This is a genomic window from Paenibacillus sp. FSL R7-0345, from assembly GCF_038595055.1.
Classification (GTDB): domain Bacteria; phylum Bacillota; class Bacilli; order Paenibacillales; family Paenibacillaceae; genus Paenibacillus_AQ.
The window spans coordinates 4,066,916-4,092,895 of sequence record NZ_CP152002.1 but is presented as its reverse complement, the minus strand read 5'-3'; the positions used below and the strand labels follow the sequence as shown (position 1 = coordinate 4,092,895).

Here is a 25,980-nt window from a genome sequence, read left to right as displayed (position 1 = left end):
GAAGGCATAAGCTATTACATATAGGCTATTGTTTAACACGGAAGGCGGGGATGGTAATGGGAAAAGCGGCTGAATTTAAAATAGCAGATTTTCACTGCGATGCACTGAGCAAGCTGCAGGCTGAGCCGGATATTCATTTCAAAAGCGACCGGCGGCTGGACGTGACAGCAGAGCGGCTGGTAGCGGGTAATGTGGGACTGCAGGTGTTTGCCGTCTACTTATCAGAGGCTATGGGAAAACCCGGTTTTACGAGGATACTGGGGCAGCTTGAGCTGTTTCGTAAGCGGGTCGTCGAAGGAGAGGGCTTGCGGTGGCTGCGCTGGAAGGAAGAAGCAGTATTAACGTCTGCTCCGGAACCGCCCTGGGCGATGCTCTCGCTTGAGGGTGTGGACGGTCTGGAGGGGAATTTATTTTATGCAGAGCTGCTGTTTGAGCTGGGATTCCGTTTTCTCGGGGTTACGTGGAATTATGCAAACTGGGCGGCGGACGGGGTGCTGGAGTCAAGAAACGGCGGGTTTACGGAAAAAGGCAGACAGCTCATCGATTGGTGCAATACCAGCGGCATGCTGCTGGATGTGTCACATCTGGCCCCGGCCGGCTTCTGGGAGCTGGCTGAGCGCAGTACACGCCCTTTTATCGCATCGCATTCCAATGCGGCCGCAGTGTGCAGCCATCCCCGCAATTTAAGTGACGGACAGATCAAAGCACTGGCAGCTATGGACGGGCGGATCGGGCTGACCTTTGTTCCCTGGTTTGTACGTGATGGGGGCGGGGCCAAGGCAGAGGATATACTGAAGCATATCGAGCATATCTGCAGTCTGGGCGGATCGCGGCAGCTGATGTTCGGGTCGGATTTTGACGGGATTGATGCCTGGGTTGAGGGGCTGGAGCATCCCGGAAAATATGAGGATTTTGCCGGCCTGCTGCTGAAGCATTATCCTGAGGTAGAGGTGAAGGGCTGGCTGCACGGCAATGCGTTGAGTTTTTTAAGTACACATTTACCATCCCGGATAAATAAATAAATATCTCCACAAAAATGACGAAAACGTGACCGTGGCGGAGAAAAGTAAGCGAATTGTCGGAGAAATGTCGAAAAATTAACGCTTAATGTGAGCCTGACCTTTTTATTTTTGGGTAAGAAGTTGTATAATGTTCAGTGGCTTGTACAGATACTAGAGAAAATACAAGGAGTGACTTACAATGAGCAAGACTGTACCCGTAGGTGTGTCGGCCCGGCATATTCACCTTACGCAGGAGCATGTGGAAGCATTGTTTGGCCCAGGTTACCAGTTGACTGAGTTCAAACCACTTTCCCAACCAGGACAATTTGCAGCAAACGAGCAAGTAGCCGTTATCGGCAGCAAAGGCAAGTTCGACAAAGTAAGAATTCTCGGACCTGCCCGTCCGGCATCGCAGCTTGAAATTTCCCGCACCGACTCTTTCAGCCTCGGTGTGAAAGCCCCTGTCCGCGAATCCGGACATATTGATGGCACACCAGGCATTACTCTTAAAGGACCAGCTGGTGAAGTTGAACTGGAGACCGGCGTAATCATTGCAGCCCGTCACATTCACTTCCACACTTCCGAAGCGGAAGCTTGGGGTATTGCTGACAAGCAAATGCTCAAAGTACGCCTCGGCGGCGAACGCGGTCTGGTACTGGAAAACGTGCTGGCACGTGTATCTGACAGCTTTAAGCTTGACATGCACATCGACACCGACGAAGCGAATGCTGCAGGTGCCAACAACGGCGATACAGCTGAAATCCTAGATTAGTTTTACCTTAATAGCAGGGAAGGGCGGGGGATGATCCTCCGCTCTTTTTTGTATGGTGAATTAGTAAAACTAGAGCACCAGCCGCGCTGCTGATACCGGTCTGAATGAGGGTTAGCCGGCGCTCGGTGTGTGTATTCAGAATCCGGGCTTATTTTATGTGCAAATCTGTGGTATCATTATGTGTTATGTCTTAGCTCTGCGGTCTGTGGAAACGTATGAACGAGCGTAATCCCGCAAGTCCGGGTAATCTGACAATATATATGAGTGTGACAATAAGGAGATAACTATGACTTTTAATGACTTAGGTCTGAGCCCGTCGATTCTAAAGGCGCTGGACCTTGCAAACTATACATCACCAACACCGATTCAAAGAGAAGCAATCCCCGCGGCATTGACCGGGAGAGACGTGCTGGGCTGTGCGCAGACCGGTACGGGGAAGACGGCGGCTTTTTCACTGCCTATTATTCAGCTGTTAAGCAAGCAGAACGTTAACCGGAGCGGCAAACGCCCAATCCGTTCGCTGATTCTTACCCCAACCCGCGAGCTGGCGCTGCAGATTTATGAGAATATTCAGGTCTACAGCAAGTTTACCGGTATCCGCTCTACGGCGGTTGTCGGCGGTGTCTCGCAAAGATCGCAGGAACGTGCTCTGGCACTGGGCGCAGATATTCTGATTGCTACTCCAGGCCGTCTGATCGATCTGATCTCTCAAAAGCATGCTGACCTCCAGCATGTACAGCTGCTCGTACTGGATGAGGCTGACCGGATGCTCGATATGGGCTTCATTCACGATGTGAAGCGGATTATTGCCAAGATGCCGGCTAAAAAACAGACTTTGTTCTTCTCCGCAACGATGCCGCAGGAGATTTCACAGCTGATCAAGACGCTGCTGGTGAATCCGGTGAAAATCGAAATTACTCCGGTGTCTTCTACAGTAGACAGAATTCAGCAATCCGTCTATCTGCTGGAAAACGGCTTTAAGCAAAAGCTGCTGAACCGGCTGCTGGAGGATAAATCTATTGTATCTGCGCTTGTCTTTACCCGCACCAAACGCGGAGCGGACCGGGTCGCACGTGATTTGGCCAAGGTGAATATCACCGCACAGGCGATTCACGGCAACAAATCCCAGAACGAACGGCAGAATGCGCTGCGCAATTTCAAAAGCGGCGTAACGCGCGTGCTTGTAGCTACCGATATCGCAGCCCGCGGGATTGATATTGACGAGCTGTCGCATGTAATCAACTTTAACCTGCCGAACATTCCTGAAACGTATGTGCACCGGATTGGCCGGACAGGCCGTGCCGGCATGAGCGGCATCGCTATCTCCCTGTGCGAAGCGGACGAGCTTCCGTATCTGAAGGATATCCAGAAGCTGATCGGTAAGACGATTCCGGAAGTGAAGAATCATCCGTACCCGATGATTAAGGTTAATCCGGCGCTGGCGGCAGAGGTTGCTAAAGCGTCGAAGACTATTGCCCCGGCCCAAGCAGGCACCAAGCCGAAAGCTAAAACGAACCCGGCCCGTAAGCCGAAGGAAGAATGGTTCACCAAGGGCAGCCGTCCGCGCAGCGGCTCTGAAGGCGGCAAGGTGGACTGGCCGGACCGTAAGGATAGCAGACCTGCGGGCGGTACCAAGAGCAGTGCTGGCGGAGCAGGCAGAGCCCAAGCAGACAGTGTGCGGACTGCAGGTGCCGGCAGAGGACAAGCAGCTGGAGCCCGCGATGCGGGAGCTGGTAAGGCACACACTGGCGGAGCAAGGGCTGCTGGAGCGGATAGAGCGAAGGCGGGCGGCGCTGGCAGATCAGCTGGTAACCGTGCTGGCGGAAACGGAAGAAACAGTTCGGGAGCTGCGCGAGGTTAATAGAAAGCTGGAACGAGTATAGTTCCATTAGCAGCATCTTGGACGGGAGAGTGAATCGGTGTTTTACGCGAAGAACCTCTTCCCGGGAGCTGCCCGACATCTGCATCAGCGATGCCCTATGGAGTAATTTCCATAGGGCGGCTGATAAAGATAACTGCATTTTGTACACTTAAAAGCAGTGAATTTGACTGCTGGCGAGAGATAAGTGTAGTTTGTGCAACTAAAAACGTCCGAAATGTGCTAAATACATGTTTTGAGGCGTTTTAGCTGTATGGAATACAGTTAAACGGATGATTGGACGAAAAACAGGCATTTTAGTTGTACAGAGTGCAGTTAACCACGTAGCTTGGTGGAAACAGCCGCTGGAAATAGCCGCGCGTGTTAGTGAGCTGACCTCGCTAAGCAGCGATTCAAGATAACGTGAGCAATCGTTAGCAATTGGCGCAGTAAACACAGCACAACACAAAACCCCGTATTGCACACTCTCAGCTGAGAGTACAATACGGGGTTTTGCGTCTACAGCGTCTACCCGCTGTGATACAGAAATGAGCTAGCCGGCCAGATGGGCGCCCAGCTCCTCGCGCAGCGCGTCGCTGATAGAGGTCATCGGCAGGCGCAGAGTGTCCGAGGAAATCTCTCCTGTAGCACTGAGCAGCCATTTGATCGGTGCAGGATTGGATTCCTTGAACAGCAGCTTCATCAGCGGTACCAGCTGGTCGTATTCCGCTCTGGCGGCGTCAACCTGGCCGGCTCTGTACTGCTCATAGATGCCAAGGAATCTGGCGGTCTGCACGTTGGCGGAAGCGAGCATGCCGCCGGCGGCGCCGCAGCCCAGCATATCAAAGAAGGAAAGGTCATCGCCGCAGAGGATCGGCTTCGATCCGTGACGCGACAGCTCAGAGACGAGCAGCGGCGAGCCGGAACAATCCTTAAGGCCGACAACATTGTCCATTTCCAGGATGGTGCGTGCCGTATCTAATGTCATGCCGACTCCGGCGCGGCCGGGAATATCATAGGCCATGATCGGAATACCGACCTCGGCTGCTTTGCGGAAGTGTGCGATAATGCCCTGCTGCGAAGGGCGGCTGTAATAGGGAACAACGACGAGTGCAGCATCAGCTCCGGCATTCGCAGCAAGCTCCGTACGCTTAACGGTAGACATCGTGTCGTTCGTACCCGTTCCGATAACAAGTGGAATATCGCTGCCCTGCAGCAGCTGTTTAGAGGCATCAATTAACACTTGCAATTCTTGTATACTGACTGTCGGCGATTCTCCAGTGGTTCCATTTACGACCAGACCATGAATGTTGTTCTTGATAATGCCTTGCACATACCGCTGATACGAATCCAGATCAATCTCGCCGGCTGCATCAAACGGTGTTACCACGGGAACATAGATTCCATAAATCTGTTCTTCTGTTAACATGAATATCGTCCTCCAAATTTGTATATCCGTTTATTATACTGTAGCATGGAATAATTCATCGGCGTTAGCTATAATAAATGATATGGGTCATCAATAATATTGATGTTAGGGTGATGAGATGGATTTAACCTATATGAGAACCTTCCGTGAGGTGGCGAAGCGCCAGAGCTTTACCAGAGCGGCAGAAGAACTGGGATATGCCCAGTCTAGTGTCACAATGCAGATTCAGAAGATTGAAAAAGAATACGGAGTTACCCTGATGGAGCGCCACGGCCGCATTTTGCGCCTGACTCCGCCGGGAGAAGAGCTGCTGAAGCTGTTTGTGGAGATTCTTGATCTATACGACCGGTCAAAAGAAACCATCGCCCAGCAGATTGGCGGAACGCTGACCATCGGGACGATCGATTCGCTGGCTGCATTCTATCTCCCGCCGTTCTTGCAGCAGCTGCGGACAACGTTTCCCGGACTGAATATTCATCTGCAGACCGAGCAGGAAGCGAATCTGGTATCCAAAATCAGAGACGGCGAGGTGGACATCGGACTGATGCTGGACCGCTGCACGGCTGATTCCACACTGGAACGGACGATTATCCGGGATGAGCCGCTCGTGCTGGTCGCACCTGCCGGCCATCCGCTGGCGAAGCTCAGCAAGGTATCGCTGCAGGATCTGAATAACTGCGAGCTGATTGTCTCGGAGGAAAGCTGTATTTACCGCAGTATGTTCGAGAATCTGCTCCGCGAGCACGGCATCGTGTTCCGGATCGGCTTTGAGCTGTCTAACCTGGAGGCGATCAAGCGTTGTGTACGCAACGGCCTGGGCATCGCCCTGCTGCCGAGAATTGTGGCCGAGGAAGAGATTGAGCGGGGGAATCTGGCAGAGCTGCATTTTGCCCACCCGGAGATTCACTTTGACCTGCAACTGCTTATTCATCCGAAGAAGTGGAAATCACTGCCGCTGCAGTCACTGATCCAAATGCTGCTTGCCGATGCTGAAGCCAAGAAGGCTGCGGTATAAATATGGTTTATTTCCGAATGGCCGCAACAGATGATCTCAGATAAAATTGTGAAAATGCTTGCGGACGATGAACTAGGCGGTACAAGGGAACGTTATGAGACTTCCCTTCCGCAAAGCTATTTTACAGCCTTCGCAGCGATTGAATCCGACCCGAACAACGAACTGATTGTAGCCTGCCTTGGTGACGAAACGGTTGGTGTGCTCCAGCTTACTTTTACCCCTTATATAACGCATCAGGGCAGCTGGAGAGCATCAATCGAAGGGGTTCGGACGGCAGCTTCAGTAAGGGGGAAAGGGATCGGAAGTAATATGATTCTGTGGGCGGTTGAGCGTGCCAAAGAGCGGGGCTGCCGGATGATCCAGCTAACAACGGACAATACACGCGATGATGCTTTGCGCTTTTATGAACAGCTGGGATTCAAAGCGACTCACACCGGGCTAAAAATGAAATTATAAAACGATAGCGCTTGGAGGACACAATGGACATTATTGAGCTATCGGTTGAATTTGCATATGAAGAACAGCCGTATTTTATTTATCCGAGCTTAATTGTGCTTGAGAATAAGGAGCTGGCTCTGGTTGACACAGGCTATCCAGGTTTTCTTCCTCTAATTGAGAGTGCTATAGAACAGAAGGGGTACGACATCGGTCAGCTGAAGTATATCGTGATCACCCATTACGATGATGACCATATTGGGGCTTTACATGATTTTAAGGAAAAATACCCGTGGGTGACGGTGATCTCCAGCGAACGGGAAGCCGTCTATATCAGCGGCGAGGAGAAATCAGAACGGCTGGAACAGGCAGAGGCTTTGCTTGCCCAAATGCCTGAGGAGCAGAAGGCCTTCGGCCAATCGTTCGTTGAGCTGCTGACCCGTCTGCGGCATATTCCGGTCGATCAGACCGTCCGGGACGGGGAATGGCTGTTTGGCGGGGCATGTAAGGTAATGGCAACACCCGGACACACGTCAGGCCATATCTCTCTGTATCTTCCGGAGCTGGACAGTGTAATTACAGGGGATGCTGCCTACAGTGAGGCGAATGGCACAGAGCTGCTGGTAGCGAATCCTCAGTACTGCCTCGACCTGCCGCAGGCGGAGAAATCCCTAGAGCTGCTGAAGAGTCTTAAGGCGAAGCATTATTACTGCTATCATGGCGGGTCGTTACATATATAATGAGGCTTTTTAACCACCGATATGCAGCAAGATATTGACATCAAAAACGACAATATGGTATATAAAAGGAAGTGTTAGCACTCATCCTTATGGAGTGCTAATCATCCGGAAGCAATCAGCAGGCCATTTTTGAAAGGAGATTCTATATTCATGTCTAAAAGAGAGTTCAAAGCCGAATCCAAACGACTACTGGAAATGATGATTAACTCCATCTATACACAGCGGGAAATTTTCCTGCGGGAGCTGATCTCCAACGCAAGCGATGCTATCGACAAAATCTATTACAAAGCACTGGCCGACGACAGCCTGGTATTCAATAAAGAGGATTATTACATCAAAGTAACCGCCGATAAGGACAGCCGCACGCTGACCATTTCCGATACAGGGATCGGGATGACACAGGAAGAGCTGGAGAACAATCTGGGGATTATCGCGAACAGCGGCTCTTTTGCGTTCAAGAAGGATAACGAAGCGAAGGACGGCCATAACATTATCGGGCAGTTCGGGGTCGGCTTCTATTCCGCTTTTATGGTGGCAGAGGATGTTACGGTCATCAGTAAGGCGTTGGGCAGCGACCAGGCGTACAAGTGGGAATCGCAGGGGGCAGACGGCTATACGATCGAGCCTGCAGAGAAAGACAGCGTGGGTACTGAAATCACCCTCAAAATCAAAGCCAACACCGAGGAAGACAACTACGACGAGTTCCTGGAAGAATACCGCCTGAAAGCGATCATCAAGAAGTATTCCGACTTCATCCGCTTCCCGATTAAGATGGACATCACCGGCAGCAAGCCGAAGGAGGGCAGCGAAGGCGAGTTCGAGGAAACAAAGGAAGAGCAAACCGTCAACAGCATGGTGCCAATCTGGCGCAAGAACAAAAGCGAGCTGACTGAAGAAGACTACACCAACTTCTACAATGAGAAGCGTTACGGCTTCGACAAGCCGCTTAAGCACATCCACATCAGCGCCGATGGTGCGGTGGTATACAATGCGATTCTGTTCATTCCGGAGAACACACCTTTTGACTACTACACTAAGGAGTATGAAAAAGGCCTGGAGCTCTACTCCAACGGCGTGCTGATCATGAACAAATGTGCGGATCTGCTGCCGGACTACTTCAGCTTTGTCAAAGGGATGGTGGATTCCGAGGACCTGTCGCTCAACATCTCCCGCGAGCTGCTGCAGCATGACCGCCAGCTGACGCTGATTGCGAAGAATATCAAGAACAAGATCAAGAGCCAGCTCCTCAGCCTGCTGAAGGATGAGAGAGAGAAGTATGAGACGTTCTATCAATCTTTTGGCCGCCAGCTGAAATTCGGTGTGTACAATGATTACGGTATGGAAAAAGACACCCTGCAGGACCTGCTGATGTTCTACTCCTCCAAGGAGAAGAAACAGGTTACGCTGGCTGAATACGTGGAAAGAATGCCGGAAGACCAGAAGTATATCTACTATGCTTCCGGTGAGTCGGTAGAACGGATCGAGAAGCTGCCGCAGACCGAAATCGTACTGGACAAAGGTTATGAAATCCTCTACTTCACGGACGATATCGATGAATTTGCGATCAAGATGATCATGTCCTATAAGGAAAAAGAATTCAGAAACGTCTCCAGCGGCGATCTCGGCATCGAAGAGGATGCTGCGGACAAGCCGTCGGAAGAGGAGCAGAACGAGAATAAGGACCTGTTCGAAGCGATGCAGGGTATCCTGTCCGGCAAAGTGAAGGCAGTTAAAGCCTCCAAGCGGCTGAAGTCCCATCCGGTCTGCCTGTCCACTGAAGGCGAGCTGACCATCGAGATGGAAAAAATCCTCAAAGCGATGCCTAACGGACAAGAGGTGCAGGCGGACAAGGTGCTGGAAATCAACGTGAACCATGACGTCTTCAAATCGCTCAAAGCTGCGGCTGACAGCGATAAAGAGAAGCTGGGGCTGTACACAAACCTGCTGTATAACCAGGCGCTGCTGATCGAAGGCCTGCAGGTTAACGATCCGGTGCAGTTCACCAACGATATCTGCAAAATCATGGTTTAATGCTTAATCGGCAGCTATAGGCTGCTGTAGAGTGGCTGTAAAAGATAAAACCCGCTTCCGGCGCTAGCCGGGGCGGGTTTTTCATGTTTCTCGTAGTGGCAGAGTTCCGGGTTAGACAAGACGGTGTCTCTAGGCTTCAAGATCAGCCCTGCCGGAAATTCTCAATAAACTTTACCGCCTGGGCGGACAGGTATTTATCCTTCATCCAGACGGCGGCAACCCGGGTATTCAGCGAATCGCTGCGGATTTCCTTGAGCACCAGATTGCTGTTGGCGGCAAGGCTGTAGGCGGATCTGGGGATAATACCGACGCCGAGCCCGGCGTTGGCCCACAGCAGGGTCGTACGGGCATCATCATTCATGCAGAAAAACTGCGGATCAAAGCCGTGCTCCAGACAGGTCTCGCGGATCAGCTGCTCAAACCGGCGGTAGACAATAAGCGGCTGGTTCTGCAGCTCGCCGATCTCAATGTCTGAACCTCCATCCGTCCAGTCATAATCAGGTGACATCACGGCAATCATAGGTTCAGATGCCGTATAAATACATTCCAGCCCGGCGCTGCTGAACGGGGTACGGACGATGCCGACCTCGACGATGCCTTTACTCAGCAAATCGAGAATCCGGTAGGTATTGCCCTCGTGGATCTCAAATTTTACACCTGAATAGAGCTGATGAAACTCCAGCAGCCGCTCCTGCAGCAGGGTGGCGGCAGAGGATGAGACGGTGCCGATAGAGAGCGTGCCGGACACGCCTTCTACATAATCCTTCAGCTCGCGGGTGGTAGAGTCCGCGAGCTCCAGAATCTGCTGAGCCCGTATGCGCAGCATCATTCCGGCTTCAGTAAGCTGTACACTGCGCGGGCCGCGCTCGACGAGCTTCACTCCGAGCTCATCCTCCAGCAGCTTGAGCTGCTGGCTGAGCGGCGGCTGGGCCATCTGCAGCCTGCGTGCTGCTGACGTAATCTGGCCTTCCTCAGCAATGGCCAGAAAATATTTTAATTGGCGGATATCCATAACAAACCTCCGTGTGATCGTGTTGACATATGCAGTGCGTATCGCAGAGATATGAAACCAATATTATTAATATGGTAGCAGATATGACATAATCATAACGGGTCTTTTAATGGTTGCATAGAGGTTACATACTGTATAGGCTGGTGAGTAGTTATGTTTAAAATTGCTGTTTTTCTGAAACCGTACAAAAAAGAGGTCATTCTCGGTCCAATCTTCAAGCTGCTGGAAGCGATGCTGGAGCTGCTGCTCCCGACTATCGTGGCGCTGATTGTCAATAATGGCATCGGCAATCAGGATAGCGGATATGTGTACCGGATGGGCGGGCTGATGCTTCTGATGACCTTGCTTGGCTTCGGCTGCTCTATGGTCTGCCAGTATTATGCCGCCCGCGCTTCACAGGGCTTCGGCACATCGCTGCGCAATAAGATGTTCAAGCATGTATCATCGCTCTCCTATGCGGAGCTGGATAAGCTGGGAACGCCTTCGCTGATTAACCGGATCACCAATGACGTGAACCAGCTGCAGCTGGCGGTAGCCATGCTGATCCGGCTGGTTGTCCGGGCGCCGTTCATCTGCATCGGGGCTATTATTATGTCGATGATTCTTGACTTCCAGCTGTCGCTCATTCTGCTGGCGGCAACGCCGGTATTTGGGGTGATTCTGTATTTTATTATCACCCGCAGCAGCCCGCTCTACCGCAAGTACCAGCAGAAGCTGGATCATCTGGCGCTTGTACTGAGCGAAAATCTGTCCGGTATCCGCGTTATCCGTGCTTTTGCAAAATCGCGCCGTGAGAAGCAGCGTTTTGCCGCGGCTTCGGACGATTTGACGGAGACTGCGATCCGGGTCGGACGTATTGCCGCCTGGCTCGGCCCGATGACGACCTTGGTCGTTAACGCGGCGATTATCGCCATCCTCTGGGCGGGCGGCTGGCATATTGACGCCGGACGTCTCTCGCAGGGGGAGATTATCGCTTTTATCAACTACGTGACCCAGATTTTGCTGGCCCTGATCGTTGTATCGAATCTGGTGATCCTGTTCACCAAGGCTTCATCCTCAGCTAACCGGGTCAATGAAGTCCTGGCCGCATCCACCTCCGTTCCGGATGAAGGAAACACGGCGGTTGCTGCAGCGGGACCGGCAGATGTTCCGGCCATCTCCTTCGAGCATGTCTCCTTCGGCTATAACCGTACCGGTGAGCTTGCCCTTGAGGACATTACGGTAAGCATTAGCCAAGGTCAGACAGTCGGGCTGATCGGCAGTACCGGCTCCGGCAAGTCGACGTTCGTGAACCTGATTCCGCGTTTTTATGATGCCGTTCAAGGTGAGATTAGAGTCGGAGGGGTGAATGTCAAGGATTATCCGCTGGAGCAGCTGCGGAGCAGAATTGGCATTGTACCGCAAAAGGCGCTGCTGTTCACCGGTACAATTGCCGACAACATTCGCTGGGGCAAGCAGGATGCTACCCGTGAAGAGCTTATGCAGGCTGCTGCGGTGGCTCAGGCGGAGGAGTTCATCAGCAAGCTGCCGGAAGGCCTGGAAACGCCGGTAGCCCGGGGCGGCCTGAATCTGTCCGGCGGCCAAAAGCAGCGTCTGACCATTGCCCGCGCCGTGGTCGGCCGTCCGCCGATTCTGATCCTGGACGATTCGTCCAGCGCACTTGATTTTGCAACAGATGCCGCGCTCCGCAAGGCGCTTAAGGAATACGGACGGGAGATGACCGTGCTGCTTGTATCTCAGCGGGTGAGCACGGTACAGCATGCGGATCAGATCATCGTCTTTGACGAGGGACGTATTGCCGGAACCGGCACTCATGAGGAGCTGCTTGCATCCTGCACGGTCTATCGTGAGATTTGTGAATCCCAGCTGTCCAGCCAGGAGGTGGCGCAATGAATACGAAAGAAACATGGAAGAGACTGCTGAATTACACTAGGCAATACCGTGGTATTTCTATCGGAGCTGTCATTTGCGCGATCCTGAGCGTGGCTGCCAGTCTGATCGGTCCGCTGCTGATCGGCCGGGCCATCGACCGGATGATCGGGCCGGACAATGTCGATTTTTCGGAAATTCTCCGGCTGCTGCTGATTCTGGGCGCCGTTTATGTGGTTGGCAGCTTTTTCGGCTGGCTCCTGACCTATTACACCAACAAAATCGCCTACAGAACGGTCTATGATCTGCGCCATGACTTATTCGATAAACTGGATACCCTGCCGCTAAAATTCCATGACAATCACCCGCAGGGTGACAGCATCAGCCGGTTTGTCAATGATATGGATGCTGTCTCTGACGGGCTGCTGCAGGGCTTCTCGACACTGCTGACCGGTATTGTCACTATTGCCGGGGCAATCGGCTTTATGCTGTATATCAGTCCTATTATGACCGTGGTGGTGCTGCTGTCCGCGCCGGTGACCTATTATGTCGCCAAATTCATTACTACACGCTCCCAGAAGCTGTTCCGCGAGCAGGCTAAGATTCTTGGCGGACTGAACGGCTATGTGGAGGAGATCGTCGGCGGGCAAAAGGTTGTGCAGGCCTACCATTACGAGGACCGTTCCTTTGCACAATTCTCTAAACGCAATAATGAACTGTATCAGACCGGGGTTAAATCACAGTTTTACGGCTCACTGGCCAATCCGACTACACGGCTGGTCAATAATATTACGTTCTCAGTCATTGCGATGATCGGCAGTGCGCTGGTGATCGGCGGGCATTTTTCGGTCGGGGACCTGTCCAGCTTCCTGATCTACTCCAATCTGTTTGCCAAACCATTTAATGAAATCACCGGTGTCATCACCCAGCTGCAGTCAGCAACGGCTTCGGCACAGCGGGTCTTCAAGATTCTCGATATGGTGCCGGAAATACCGGATGCTCCTGATGCTCATGTGCTGGGCGTAAGCCAGGGGACGATCACTTTTGACAAAGTAAGCTTTGCTTATACGCCGGAACGGCCGCTGATCCGTAATTTCAGCCTTGAAGTGAGGCCGGGTACCCGTGTTGCCATTGTCGGCCAGACAGGAGCAGGGAAGACGACGCTCGTTAACCTGCTTATGCGCTTCTACGATGTGGACAGCGGCAGCATCCGGATTGACGGTGTGGATATCAATCACATCACCCGTGACAGCCTGCGGCAGAACTTTGGTATGGTGCTGCAGGATACGTGGCTGTTCGGCGGCTCAATCCGCGACAATATTGCCTACGGCAAGCCGGAGGCGAGTGACGAAGAGGTTATTGCCGCTGCCAAGGCTGCGAGCGCACACAGCTTCATCAAGCGGCTGCCTGAGGGCTACGCCACCAAGATCAGCGGCTCCGGGGACAATCTGTCCCAGGGCCAGAAGCAGCTGCTGACGATCGCCCGCGTCATGCTGGCTGATCCGCCGATGCTGATCCTCGATGAGGCGACCAGCAGTATTGATACGCTGACCGAAATCCGTATCCAGAAGGCTTTTCTGCGGATGATCTCCGGCCGGACCAGCTTTGTCATCGCCCACCGGCTGTCCACGATCCGCGAGTCGGATATTATCCTTTACATGAAGGACGGGGACATTGTCGAGAGCGGCACCCATGAGGGACTGCTGGCCAGCGGCGGACATTATGCGAAGCTGTATAACAGCCAGTTTGCGGCGGTGTAAAGCTTTAATATGCGATAAAGACTGCATGCAGTGAATTTTACTGTGTGCAGTCTTTTTTATGTTTATCTCCTTCGGCGGTCATTCATTTTCATGCCAAGGTAATAACAATTTTGCTTTGACACCAAAACCGTCCAGACGGTATAGTAAATTCAGAGGTGAACCATATGAACGTTAATTCCAAGCGCGGGGTTATTTTGACAGCCGCATCCTTTGTGATCAGAAGCCAGGGGGTAGAGAAGCTTACGCTGGAGGCTGTTGCCAAGGAGGCTGGGGTCAGTAAGGGCGGACTGCTGCACCATTTTCCGAATAAAAATGCTTTGATCCAGGGGCTGGTCGAAGAGCTGACGGACGGGTTCGTATCCGATGTCCAGGAGCGGGCGGCAGTTTCAGCAGTGAATGAAGGAAAGTGGAGCAGGGCATACACGGAGTCTGTGGCCTGTGATATCAAGGACGGGAACGGGATCAGCACGGCGCTGACCGCGGCGCTGTTCAGCAAGCCGGAGCTGCTGGGGAAACTGCAGGAGCAATATGCGCTTTGGCAAAAAGACATTGAAAACGACGGGATCGATCCCGTGCGCTCGACCATTGTGCGGCTGGCGGCAGACGGACTGTGGTTCTCTGAGATGTTCAGCTTAGGGAAATTGGATGCCGAGCTACGCGAACAGGTCATCCAGGAACTGCTCAAAATGACGGTGTAGGAGGGAAAGATTGTGAACCCCTTTGTTTTACTGGCGATTGCCATTGTATCTGAGGTCTGCGGCAGCTCGCTGCTCAAATTATCCGACGGCTTCAAACGGCTCTACCCCTCAATCGGTGTAGTGCTCGGTCTGGGTTCAGCGTTTTATTTTCTATCATTAGCTTTGCAGTCCATTTCACTTGGCACGGCTTATGCGATCTGGTCCGGGGCGGGGACGGCGTTAACGGCTATGGTCGGCGTGTTTTTTTATAAGGAAAGGTTTAATACGAAAAAGGTGCTGGGGCTGCTGCTAATCATCGGCGGTGTTATTACACTGAAGCTGGCTACCGGCGGAGCGCATTGATTTTACAGGGGCACAAGAGAGGGGATTAATGTGAAAAGTTACATTTACCTGGCGATGGCCATTTGTTTTGAGATATTTGGTACGACCATGCTTAAATTATCGGACGGGTTCACGAACCTGCTGCCGGGTCTCGGGGTAATCACGGGGATGGGGTTATCCTTTTACAGCTTGTCCATGAGTCTGCGGGTCATTCCGCTCAGCTTCGCTTATGCAGTCTGGTCGGGCGTCGGGACGGCGATTACGGCCTTGCTCGGGGTAGTAGTGTGGGGCGATCCGTTTACCTTTGTGTCTTTCATTGGTATTGCGGCTATTATTGGCGGTGTGGTGCTGCTGAACGCGTCTAATCATCCGGAAAAGGCATCGCCTGGGCAGTTGTGAGTTCTTTTGAATGAGGAGGGATCATTGTGGTACCAGACCTGGAGAAAGAATTGAAGGAAATTTGTATAGCCCTTACTGTAAAGTTAAGAGGAAACGGCGGCGGGGATGGCAATGCTTTGATTGATCACGACCTGATTCAACGTTTACATACAACACTAGATGCCTACAAGGAAGCGATTGGCAAAGAAGAAATGGTATCTAAAGAAATAGTATGGTCCCTTTTGTATACCTCCAGCAGATTCTATGTGCAAAGTAAATATTCTAAAAACAACGCAGATCTTATGGAGGAATATCACAATTTAAATCATAAGTTAGTTCGTATTTTCGACAATTACACATAGCAAGCATTTACTGCCCACACGTTCAAATACTTTGAGAGTACGAAAAACTCCGGAAACCCGCCACACTCGGGACTTCCGGAGTTTTTTTGGTATGACTGTAGGTGGAGTGAGCGGCAAACCACCATTATCCCCCGATTTTCAAAAAGTATAAGCATGACCTCTCACATCTGCCCAGGCCAATGTCCCGTCCGGCATCCAGCCAAGCAGAACGCCTGCTGCCACGAATGTTATGGTCCGTTCTTGTTTGTCATATAACCGGATTGTACCTGTGCCGGATGTGTAAGCAGCGAACCTGCCGTCCGGCGACCAGGTGAGGGCAGACAGAACATAGTAATCTTGCTGCCGCTCATGCGCCCAAATATCCTTTTTAATCTGCTCCGTAATTCGCTCGTCCCGCATGACGTCAGAGGTTCCTTTGCTGGTGTCAAAACGGATTTTGCCAAGCAGGCTGCTCTCCCCGTTGTCTGCAGGAAGGATAAGGACCGAGTTGTCCTCCCACGCCAGCGGATACACAAAAAGGAAGCCGTCACTGTGTGAGAGGAAAGCTGCGTTCTCCCGTGACAACAGCATGTTTCCCTTCTGGTCCAGTACCAGCAAATCCGCTCCGGGGCCGATGTAATCATCATGTGCATATAATACGGCGATGCGGGTACCATCCGGTGATGAGGACATTCCGTAGACCGGCTTGTCAAAAACATGCAGCTTCTTGCGGCTGAAATCCTTTAAGTCAACCCGGTACAGTGTTTTATTGCCTGATACCATATAAGTGTAGCCGGGATAAAAACGGTCGGAATACATCTCAGAGTAACCATAGTCATTGCCGTAAGCGCCCTCCTCCGGGGGAGAAGCAGGGATCGTAAGCTCCCGGCCTGTCATAGCCTGAACCAGATGATGCTCTTCCTGTCCATAGAACAGAAAGGAGGGCACAGAGTATTCCTGGTTATCGACGGTTTTGACCCAGCCCGTATTCCAGACCGGAATCATCCGCTCAGTACCGGATACGATGCCTTTGAAATGTATACTGCCCTGATCAGTCAGGGAACTGACAACGACAGTGTTGCGGTACGGCTGCTCTGTACTCGCATAGCTTCGTCCATCTGCTGTGTTAGCTTCATCCAGATTAAATGTCCCGGAAAAAGCGGTATCCTCGTCCATCTGCAGACGAATCTGCACAAACCTCGGTGACTCCCATTCCATTGTATAGCTGAATGCTGTCTGCGGATCGCTGGTCTGCAGGCTTTTTTCCAGTGCGGACTCCAGAGAAGCTTTGTCAATATCGGTATTGGACTTTACCTGCACCACTTGCCCGTTTCCGCCCAAGCTCTTCATTTGCTCAATATAGAGAAAAGGCTCCTCCGGGTTTAAGGATTCCGCAGATGAAGGTGTGGCCGGAGTAGCTGTAGCTGTCTGGAGCGTTGCTGAAGGCGGGGGCGGAGAAGTATCCATTTGTTCTGCTGTATTTGCCTCCTGACACCCAGCCAGCATAGCAGCCGCCAGCACAATAACTGTCAAATAACGCATCTATGAACCGCCATCCTTAATAGTTAGAGTTTTCCATATGGATATGGACGTTGTTTAGGCGGATAAGTTGCTGAGAATGACTATTTAGCAGGGCTGCCCGGATAAGATAATCGTTAGTGCATTGACTAGTCTGGAAGCAGAGAAGTATAATTTTTCCAAATGTGTTTATAAGTTTGATGTTAAAGGGGATTTAGGATGAAGCGATTTTTGGGGAAACTTTTCTTTTATTTCGTGATATTTGTGTTTGCTGTGATAATGGCCGCAAACGGCTATTCACCCATTCTGACAGGAGGGATTGCTTTAACGGTTTTCCTAATTGGTTATATGATCCTGTTTGTTTATCCTTTTGTTCTGGAGAAGCGTGTGGAACGGGTGGAAGACTTTCTGCTTAGCCAGAAACACAAACCTGGGGTTTATATTCATTATGTTGTTGCAAACAAAATTGATGACGAAGTGAAAACGACTATGGATAAGCTGATGAAAAAGTATAAGCACTCAAAGGCACTGGCAGTTTACAAGGCGGCTTACGGACTTTATTGCAAAGATATGGCTGCTATTGGGCAAGCTGTGCCGCATATCCGCTATCCCGATCACAGGAAATATTACGAGACGGTGCTATTGTTGGAGGAAGGGAGAAGTGCTCAGGCACTAGAACATCTGGAATCTATTAAAAAGCGGTGGATGAGATCGGCATTGCTCGCTGGGTTGGAACACAAAGCAGGTAACAGCGAAGCGGCTGTTAAGCATGCCAGGGAAGCTGTGGACGCATCGGGAGGCGCCCAGCGTTATATTTTACATAAGGAATATGAAAGAACGTTACCGCAGGCGGTGGAGCGGTTATCGTGAGCATGCTGCGGTATCAAATAGATAATAACTGGGTGAGCGAACCTCTCGTTCCTCAGAAATTGGATGATGCTATTGATTCGGTTCTCCTGCATATGGGAATGGAACAAGACGATGATAAAGAAGCTGTTCTGTGGAAACTACATGATTACCTGAGAGAGTTCAGCGTCAGCGACGAGACCTTATCGGTTAGCTTAACGGATAAGAAGCGGGCAGATTATATTCGTCTAGGGGAGGAGTTACGCTCCAGCGGGTGGAACTATGGTGTAGGTTCTGATACTAAGTGGGATGCTTTTGAAGCAAGGGTGGGGGAGCTTGTAGGGGATACAAAAAAATTAAAATATGAAGCTTTTTAATGAGGGGATGCTGGGGATTCGTTGAAGAATTACTGTGGTGAACCTTATCACAAGTAGGGGCAAGTTTTGGGCTGAGAGAACTACAGAAGGAATTGGTTGCTGTTTTTTTGTAGCTCACGTACAAAAGATAGGATCCTTATTATCGGTGCAGTAGTTTAGCTCGTTTATGGTATAATTAGCCAAGACATTCTGGCTGATTTGGAGTGATAAGATGATTTGTAGGAAATGTAGAGGGGAAATTAAGGAAGATTTTAGTTTCTGTCCATATTGCCAAGATCCAGTTAATCAACGAGAGGGTTTAAATACAATTGATGCAGGTCACGATAATGTTAACATTGGGCTGGGTATTAACAGTAAGCAGGAGTTTTATATTGATAACCGTACAGTTGCTACTGATCCGGCGAATGCATTAGTTGTAGATTATGAGGAACTCCCTGATCGAAAAGTTTGGGGTGGAGTTAAGGGGTATAAGTTAAAGTTTGAAGTCTCAGGGGTGTTGTCAGTAATTTCGGCAGTTATAACTATTGTCACTTATTTTTTTCGGAATAACAGCTTTATTCTTTTTTTGATAATGACTACAATTGGCTTGGCAGTATATGCACTTGATTCACGTAATAAACACAGAAAGTTATTGGACGATGGTGTGTATGAAGAAAATAAACGACCAATTCTATTTGAAGATGAGGAAGGCGATGTTTATTCAATAAAGAAGTATGGTTATTGTCCTATATGTGGTGGAAGAGTGAACCTTATCAAGGATGAAAGATTTAAACGAACTGTGGGTAAATGTGAAAATAATAGCGATCATCTTTATAGCTACGATCATACAATTAATAAAGGCTTTCCCTTTGAAGTCGTTGAGTTTTACTCGCACAAGTAAAATGACTAAACACCCAGAATTTAGATGAATATATTTAGAATAAGTCGTGGGGCTTTTCCGGATAAAGGAAAAGTCCCTTCCAGTATGTTGTCAGCGGAAGTGGCTGCGCTAAAATTGCTTTTCGGTCTTTGAATTGAAGCTGAGTTTACTTACTTGATCCTTCACTTGTCGTCCATCTTGATTTTCTTGACGATCAGGAACAGAAACGCTCATGGTGCTGGGCAACCGGTACATTACCATGAAAGTAATGAGTTTAAGATAATTGTTTAACAACACTCTTTTCTAAGGCTCCAGTTGGTAAAGATGACATTTGGCCTGTAAACCTCTTGGGGAATTCATTGAACGTATTTGTACAGAATAAGGAATTGGAAAAGGAGGAGAGATGTGGCAATTGCTGAATCCGGTGGACCAACGACTCAGGCAGGAATTTCATATCAAAATGCCATTGCAGCGTTATATTTAGGTAGAATGCTTGATTCAAGGTCTTTTTCTGTAGCTCAGAAAGTAACTAAAGTCAGAGTAGAGGCTCCTGAACATGTTGATGATATCGTAATTACTTTTTCAAATGAAGTAAAGTGGTACATCCAAGCGAAGGAATCTATCTCTAAAGGTAGTAGCACAGAAAGTACCTGGGGGAAATTGTGGAAGGATTTTGAAATGCAGTTCATTCATTCTTCTTTTAACAAGGGAAAAGACAGATTACAATTAATCTGTGGCACACATAAGGATGAAATATATGAAGCTAAGGGCTTGGTGGAACGAACTTCAAGTTGTGAAAGTTACGAAGAGTGGCAAGGAAGGCTCACGGCTAATCAGCTTGTATTCTTTGAACATCTAAATAAATTCTTATCTTTAGAACTAAAAAGTAATAATGATTTATTATTACAATTTTTTGCGAGTATAGATATAGAAATTGAACCACGGCAGATGCTTGAGAAAGATAAGATGAGATACTGGATGCCAGAATCTAATTTAGCACCTACTGCTTTGTTTTCAATCCTACGGGATAAAGTAGGTGGTGATGCTCGAATTAGAGGATCACATACAGTTAAAAGTCTCCAAGAGTGGCTGCAAGAGAATCAGATTGTAATATCTGAATCAGTATCACTTTCAGAATTGCGTTCTGCTGTCTATTCCTGTAGTTCTATTATGAGACATCAGAAGAACACAATAGGGAAAACGGGGAAAAAGCTTTTGCGTGATGACTACAAAGATATCTCTAAGTGGCTTTTGGAAACCTCAGACAAGGAGCCTGTAGGAGTACTTTTGGATCAAGCAGGTACAGGAAAAACGATTGTTATTCAAGAGGTTCTTGAGGAATTGGAGAGCCGGCAAGTCGATGTTTTGGCGATTAAAGCAGATCAGCAACTATTAGATGCCCAGAGCCTGAAGGATGTACAAAGCAAATTGGATCTTCCTGTTCGAATGGAAAGACTCGCAGATACATTAGCTATACAGGGGCGTTTTGTTGTATTAATTGATCAAATTGACGCTCTTTCCCTATCAATGGCTCATGATCAAGGGTCATTAAATTTGGCATTAGATTTGATTTCTAGGCTGCGCTCCATCCCAGGCGTGCGTATCATTATCAGTTGTCGTAAATTTGATTTCGATAGTGATCCTCGTCTTAAAAATCTTGAGAACTGTAAAGTGTTTTCTCTTGAGGAGTTTTCTAATGAAGAAGTCGGAAATTTTCTATGCGATGTGGGTGTGGATTACAAACAGTTACTACCCACAACACAGAATTTGTTGAGAATTCCCTTACATCTAAACCTCTTCCTAATGGCTTACGAATCAGACGGAAGTAAAGAGTTGCTGCAAGACCGTAGTCTTTCAAGCCTCCAAGAACTGTACCAGCTTGTATGGGACTGGGTGATTATGAAGCAACACGCCGATGCCCCACCTGCTTGGGAACGCGAACGGGCTCTTTTTCTTATCGCACAATATATGGACCATAAGCAAAGAATTACGGTGCCAAAGTTTCTTCTTAGTCAGAAGGAGACAAACGCTTTAGAACGTGCATTCCACTGGTTATCCAGCGAAGGTATTATACTTAATGAAGGTAAAGAACTGAGTTTTTTTCATCAAACGTTTTTTGATTATTGCTATGCCAGAAACTTCGTTCAACAGGGTTACTCTCTTGTTGATGTTTTAGTCGCCTCTCCACAAGGCTTATTTCAGCGGCCACAATTGGTGCAAGTTTTATCATTCTTGCGAGGGCAGGAAGATAAACGTTCCTACTTTATGCAGCTTAATGCGCTCTTAAAATCTGACGATTTGCGATACCATTTGAAAAATCATCTTTACCGTTGGTTTGCTGCACTCGCTTCCCCTACAGAGCAAGAATGGAGATTAATGAAGCGGACGTCAGCAGACTTGAATATTCGCTCTCAGCTCTTACGATTCTCATATCTTAATCCGGGATGGTTCGAATATTGGAGAACTCAAGTAATCCCTGAAATAATGGATGGGCAAGATGAAAGATTTTTAGAGGAAGTATTCAGCTATTTAACTTCAATGATTGATTTGCGGCAAAGTGAAATCATAGTGTTAGTTCTTCCTTATTACAACAAAAGTCAATGTTTAGAACAGCTTGTTGAAAATCTAGTTTTGCAGATTCGCTCGTGGAAATGCGAGGAAGCTGTGAAGTTATTTGAAGTTGTGATGGAGAAAAGTGAACTTGACAACCGCGTTTCATACCTTGGTTGGAAGGAACTGGCCCAGTACGATTCGAAGGCATTTTGCCGTATTCTGCGGAATTTCATGAACCAGGCTATAAAGAACTATAGAAGAAAAAAAGAAGAGCGAAATCAAATTCAAACAGAATCGTATCAATTTAATTTTATTTCTCTCAATAAAGAAATGAATAAACTGGGTTCAACATTGATGGATGAAGCTCTTCAAATTGTCGTGAACAAATCGGCACTTTACTTTTTGGAAATTATCATTCCTTGGCTGATAGAAGCGGTAAAGATTGAAAGCTACGAGGTTCCAGAAACGGAAGAGGACTTTATCCCTGATTCTCTATTTCGTAATTGGTATGATAGGATCCAAGTTGAATTTGATGTTGTACTGAATGAGACCTTGGTAAAAGCTTTTATTCTGTTAGCCAAAGAACACCCGCAAATATTTGTGGAGAAGATTAACTATCTGTATAACATTCCTCATGATTCTATACAGTTTCTAATAGCGCATATACTGCGGCAGGTACCAGAACAACATTCCATAACGGCTCTTAATTTCATCTTAGCTGATCCACGTAGATTGAAAATTGGTAATGAAGATTTTGAAAGTAGGTATCTGATTAAATCAATAATGCCTTATCTTCAGGAATCAGAACGTCAAGATTTAGAAGATTTTATAATAACCCGTTTGCCCTTAAATAAAAAGTGGAAACTAGATGGATATATGTATCATGACCTTAGTCAGTGTAGAATTCTAAGTTCGATATCTAGTGAATACCTCAGTTCGCATGGAAAACAACGATTAATGGAGTTGGAGAGGAAATTTCCAGAGTACCAAGCATCTGATAACCCCCGCCGGATTAGAGGTGGAGTAGTGGGATCGCCTATCGATGCTGAGGCAGTGAGGAAAATGACAGATCAGCAATGGAAAAAGGCGATGGCTAAATACCAAAGAGGAGTCAGACATTCTGATTGGTCAAAGGGAGGGGCTGAATCCCTGGCTCGACTCCTGCAGGAGCAAGTGAGGAAAGAACCTGAACGGTTTATTAACCTTTTCTCAGTAAATAAAGATGGGTTTGACCACAATTATGTGCAGGCAGTGTTATATGGAATAACAGACTCTACCATTTCAGGAAGTGAATTCTTTGCTGCTATCAGTCTCTTCGAATATTATGAAGATCGAAATATACGAAGGACTATAGCATGGGCTGTTGAAAAACGAGCAGATGAAGAAGTACCGGAACGGATTATAGGCCTCTTAATTAGTTATTTTTACGATACATCCTTAATAGAAGAATCTTATACTGAAGACCCGGTATCAGGTTGTCATAATTCAGTTCGTGGAGCTGCCATGAATGCGTTGATGAAGATATATCGTGAGAAGGAGAAGGAGAAGTGGGAAATCCTTGATTATGCTGTCGGTTGCGATGATATTTCTTTAAGGGCTGGTGCGATTTATGAATTGATATATATGATTCGAATAGATCGTGAACGTTCATTAGATTTATTTGAGAATGCAATTGAAGGGAATCCTCAGTTATATCGTATAGCTTATACAAATGATTTTTGTTATTGGGCAATGGGGCAGCCATTTGAACGTCTCGTTTCTAAGTTAGACGCATTTATCACTGATGAGAAGGATGAGATTCAACAACGCGGAGCTGAACTTGTTGCTTTATCTTTAATTTCTGAGAATCTCTTTGAGAGTCAATATGTTAAAGAGCAAGTTATGACCTTACTAACAAAAACGATAAACGGTAATCCTTATCATCGTCGAGGTGTTGCACGAATACTTTCATATAATTTTCCTGATAATGTCTCCTCTATTCTTATGGATGGATTACTCCAGCTAATGAACGATGAGGACGAAGAAGTTCAGCGTCAGATTAGTTTTTTATTGCTCGATATTAAGAAAAACTGCAAAGAACTAAGACAAGAAATCCGGACGATAATTATGGCATTTGCAGGCTCAAGATCAATGACCTACGGAGGGAAATTGGGTGAAATCTTATGGCAACATGCTACCGATTATCCAGAGTGGACCCTTTCAGCTATCAGTGAGATTATGGGTAATGAGCATCTTCGTAATAGAGATAATTGGTACCTTGATTCAAGAGACTTAATACTTGCCGTAATAAATATCTACACAGATCCTTTATCAGATGAAGTTCTACAGAACCGAGCAATGGATATATTCGATATATTAATGAAATCCTTTTCTATGCATGCCCAGGGTGTTCTTGCAGAGTGGGATCGTCGTTAGAGAGGATACAAAGCCTATTCTTATTAGGGAGCGATAATGTGAATAACATAAAAGCATTCGTGGTAGGTGTAAGTGATTATACAGAAATAAATGCAAATAATCTTCCGTTCTGTTTGTTGGATATGAATAATTTCAGTCAAGCAATCAAAGTCGGTTTGCATGTCCAAGAAAGAGACATTATTCATTTAGGAAAATCTTTTAATGGTGTTGTGTCCGTTGAGAGATTTTGGGAGGAATTAAAGCATTTTATTGCTGAGCTCGAAGAACAAGCAACCATTATTTTTTATTTTTCAGGGCATGGCACTTCTACTAATCCACATTATTTGGCTTTAAGTGATGGATTTGTTAAAACGCAAGAGTTAATTGAAGTAATTAGTAAATCAAGAGCTAGAAATAAAGTATTGTTTTTAGATTGTTGTTACTCAGGTAACTTTAGTATTGCAAAAAGCATAAAAATTGATATAGAAGATTCTATTGATACGTTTAATGGTACTGGATATGCGGTTCTAACATCTAGTAATGAGCAAGAGCCTTCCTTTGGCGATGATATAGGGAGTGTCTTTACAAATATATTATGTACTGCAATAACAAACAAGTTTTTATCGAGAGAGGGAATGTTGTCATTACAAGATTTACAAACATGGGTAAAAAGAGCTTTGGAAATTCAAACGGAAAATAACCCGAATAATCCGCAGCATGCTATTTTTAGAGCCAATATGGGAGGAACAATTTTTTTGAAAACCTCAGACTATGCCCCATATGTTAGAGAGCATTACTATCTGGAAAATAATAATTTTATAATCCATTCCTTAGACCCTCTTCACAATGGATCAGTAAAAAGATATGCTGCTAAAGTTATTCTGAAATCCATGTTAAAAGATGAAGACATAGCAAAGGTAACTCTTGAAATAAGCAGGCTTCTGAAGCATGCTGATATTTATAAAAGCGAGCAACAAAAGTATACCTACAAAAATCAAAAAACTAATATAATATGGGTTTACTTTGGCTTTTCCGAAGAAGATATTACTAACTCTAATTATTATGGAATAGCCACATGGGTAGATGAAAAGCAAAATAAAGACTGGTGGTATAGATTAAGTGATAAACAACAGAAAATAATAAATAATGTTCACTTTAAAAAGAACTCCTTGTACACTATGTTAAAAAAATTTATGAATGAAAACACTATAAGTGATATAGAAGCTATTGAACAATTAAGGCAGGTTAGAGTTCAAATGTTAAATACTGCAGAAAATTTCGGAAGATGAATTGTTCCATATTGTAACACCCCTGTGCCCTGGATTGGATAAACTTTTTATAGCATTGACAGATATAAGTCTATCTTCGACAAATATTAAGGAATACAGGGAGGCTCAGATTTCACTTTTAAGTACAATTCACGATTTTTCATTTTTCTATAATGAGAAATATAAGGATCAGAGAGACTCAACCAATCGGAAAACAGTATTCTGCGCATCTTGTGCGGAGTTGTTCTCCTTAATGAATTCCCGAAGTTGCTGTTTTGACCAAAGTCCCATGTGTTCTCCCCAACCTTTCTCTTACTTCCATTTTAATGGGTTTGAGAGTTTACACAATATATTTTACAGACTCTCATAGCGAGGAAATTACCTTTTTGCACTGATGTGAATTTACTTTCCATAATCAAGAAGAGTCAGACCCGTTAGGGGTCTGACTCTAATTTTCCGCTTACCTCTACTTGTGATACGGTTCACCGCGCTGCTTGAAGCGGCA

Annotated in this window: 21 protein-coding genes; 18 read left to right on the top strand and 3 right to left on the bottom strand. The window is 47.4% G+C overall.

Annotated elements, in window-relative coordinates; all coding sequences use genetic code 11:
* Positions 1-56 precede the first annotated feature (56 nt).
* The 3 genes from NST84_RS17415 (at position 57) to NST84_RS17405 (ending at position 3,634) form a co-directional block, all read left to right on the top strand.
* A complete protein-coding gene (locus NST84_RS17415) occupies positions 57-1,022 on the top strand; it encodes a membrane dipeptidase (RefSeq protein ID WP_342561440.1) in 966 nt (321 codons plus the stop codon).
* Positions 1,023-1,200: 178 nt separating this feature from the next.
* On the top strand, positions 1,201-1,773 hold the full coding sequence (locus NST84_RS17410; RefSeq protein WP_342561439.1) for a phosphate propanoyltransferase: 573 nt from the start codon (positions 1,201-1,203) through the stop codon (positions 1,771-1,773).
* Positions 1,774-2,059: 286 nt separating this feature from the next.
* Positions 2,060-3,634 (top strand): DEAD/DEAH box helicase, encoded by a 1,575-nt coding sequence (locus NST84_RS17405; protein WP_342561438.1) that lies wholly within the window; start codon positions 2,060-2,062, stop codon positions 3,632-3,634.
* 550 nt (positions 3,635-4,184) lie between these two features.
* On the opposite strand, the gene dapA is transcribed toward NST84_RS17405, so the two are convergent.
* Positions 4,185-5,060, bottom strand: coding sequence for a 4-hydroxy-tetrahydrodipicolinate synthase (gene dapA / locus NST84_RS17400; RefSeq protein WP_342561437.1), 876 nt, complete (start codon positions 5,058-5,060; stop codon positions 4,185-4,187).
* Positions 5,061-5,178: 118 nt separating this feature from the next.
* Here dapA and NST84_RS17395 point away from each other — a divergent pair, with 118 nt between their 5' ends.
* From NST84_RS17395 to htpG, 4 genes are all read left to right on the top strand, one after another.
* Complete coding sequence (locus NST84_RS17395; RefSeq protein ID WP_342561436.1) at positions 5,179-6,075, top strand: LysR family transcriptional regulator; 897 nt, start codon at positions 5,179-5,181, stop codon at positions 6,073-6,075.
* Between the two features lie 30 nt (positions 6,076-6,105).
* Positions 6,106-6,531: a GNAT family N-acetyltransferase gene (locus NST84_RS17390; protein ID WP_342561435.1), complete on the top strand. Its 426-nt coding sequence runs from the start codon at positions 6,106-6,108 to the stop codon at positions 6,529-6,531.
* Between the two features lie 23 nt (positions 6,532-6,554).
* Positions 6,555-7,250 (top strand): MBL fold metallo-hydrolase, encoded by a 696-nt coding sequence (locus NST84_RS17385; RefSeq protein WP_342561434.1) that lies wholly within the window; start codon positions 6,555-6,557, stop codon positions 7,248-7,250.
* A 150-nt stretch (positions 7,251-7,400) separates the two neighbouring features.
* Positions 7,401-9,281 (top strand): molecular chaperone HtpG, encoded by a 1,881-nt coding sequence (gene htpG / locus NST84_RS17380; protein ID WP_342561433.1) that lies wholly within the window; start codon positions 7,401-7,403, stop codon positions 9,279-9,281.
* 142 nt (positions 9,282-9,423) lie between these two features.
* On the opposite strand, the gene NST84_RS17375 is transcribed toward htpG, so the two are convergent.
* The gene (locus NST84_RS17375; protein ID WP_342561432.1) at positions 9,424-10,293 is read right to left on the bottom strand and encodes a LysR family transcriptional regulator; all 870 of its coding nucleotides are present in this window, start codon (positions 10,291-10,293) and stop codon (positions 9,424-9,426) included.
* Positions 10,294-10,446: 153 nt separating this feature from the next.
* On the opposite strand from NST84_RS17375, the gene NST84_RS17370 reads away from it, so the two are divergent.
* The 6 genes from NST84_RS17370 to NST84_RS17345 all read left to right on the top strand — a co-directional run bounded on the left by NST84_RS17370 (position 10,447) and on the right by NST84_RS17345 (position 15,681).
* Positions 10,447-12,186, top strand: coding sequence for an ABC transporter ATP-binding protein (locus tag NST84_RS17370; RefSeq protein ID WP_342561431.1), 1,740 nt, complete (start codon positions 10,447-10,449; stop codon positions 12,184-12,186).
* Entirely contained in the window at positions 12,183-13,922 is a 1,740-nt protein-coding gene (locus NST84_RS17365; protein WP_342561430.1) for an ABC transporter ATP-binding protein, read from the top strand. Before NST84_RS17370 ends, NST84_RS17365 begins: the two co-directional genes overlap by 4 nt.
* A gap of 164 nt (positions 13,923-14,086) precedes the next feature.
* Entirely contained in the window at positions 14,087-14,620 is a 534-nt protein-coding gene (locus NST84_RS17360; protein ID WP_342561429.1) for a TetR/AcrR family transcriptional regulator, read from the top strand.
* Positions 14,621-14,632: 12 nt separating this feature from the next.
* The gene (locus NST84_RS17355) at positions 14,633-14,962 is read left to right on the top strand and encodes a multidrug efflux SMR transporter (protein WP_342561428.1); all 330 of its coding nucleotides are present in this window, start codon (positions 14,633-14,635) and stop codon (positions 14,960-14,962) included.
* Positions 14,963-14,992: 30 nt separating this feature from the next.
* Positions 14,993-15,340 carry a multidrug efflux SMR transporter gene (locus NST84_RS17350; protein WP_342561427.1) on the top strand — a complete coding sequence of 116 codons (348 nt, stop codon included), beginning with the start codon at positions 14,993-14,995 and terminating at the stop codon, positions 15,338-15,340.
* A 26-nt stretch (positions 15,341-15,366) separates the two neighbouring features.
* A complete protein-coding gene (locus NST84_RS17345; RefSeq protein ID WP_342561426.1) occupies positions 15,367-15,681 on the top strand; it encodes a hypothetical protein in 315 nt (104 codons plus the stop codon).
* Between the two features lie 138 nt (positions 15,682-15,819).
* Here the strand turns inward: NST84_RS17345 and NST84_RS17340 are convergent, their stop codons facing one another.
* Entirely contained in the window at positions 15,820-17,202 is a 1,383-nt protein-coding gene (locus NST84_RS17340; RefSeq protein ID WP_342561425.1) for a hypothetical protein, read from the bottom strand.
* Positions 17,203-17,397: 195 nt separating this feature from the next.
* Here NST84_RS17340 and NST84_RS17335 point away from each other — a divergent pair, with 195 nt between their 5' ends.
* The 5 genes from NST84_RS17335 to NST84_RS17315 all read left to right on the top strand — a co-directional run bounded on the left by NST84_RS17335 (position 17,398) and on the right by NST84_RS17315 (position 25,496).
* The gene (locus NST84_RS17335; RefSeq protein ID WP_342561424.1) at positions 17,398-18,048 is read left to right on the top strand and encodes a hypothetical protein; all 651 of its coding nucleotides are present in this window, start codon (positions 17,398-17,400) and stop codon (positions 18,046-18,048) included.
* On the top strand, positions 18,045-18,401 hold the full coding sequence (locus NST84_RS17330; RefSeq protein ID WP_342561423.1) for a hypothetical protein: 357 nt from the start codon (positions 18,045-18,047) through the stop codon (positions 18,399-18,401). The genes NST84_RS17335 and NST84_RS17330 overlap by 4 nt, the downstream gene beginning before the upstream one ends.
* Positions 18,402-18,612: 211 nt before the next feature.
* Entirely contained in the window at positions 18,613-19,281 is a 669-nt protein-coding gene (locus tag NST84_RS17325; RefSeq protein WP_342561422.1) for a hypothetical protein, read from the top strand.
* 384 nt (positions 19,282-19,665) lie between these two features.
* Complete coding sequence (locus NST84_RS17320; protein WP_342561421.1) at positions 19,666-24,228, top strand: ATP-binding protein; 4,563 nt, start codon at positions 19,666-19,668, stop codon at positions 24,226-24,228.
* 38 nt (positions 24,229-24,266) lie between these two features.
* Positions 24,267-25,496, top strand: a complete 1,230-nt coding sequence (locus NST84_RS17315; protein WP_342561420.1) for a caspase family protein — start codon at positions 24,267-24,269, stop codon at positions 25,494-25,496.
* Positions 25,497-25,980: the final 484 nt, after the last annotated feature.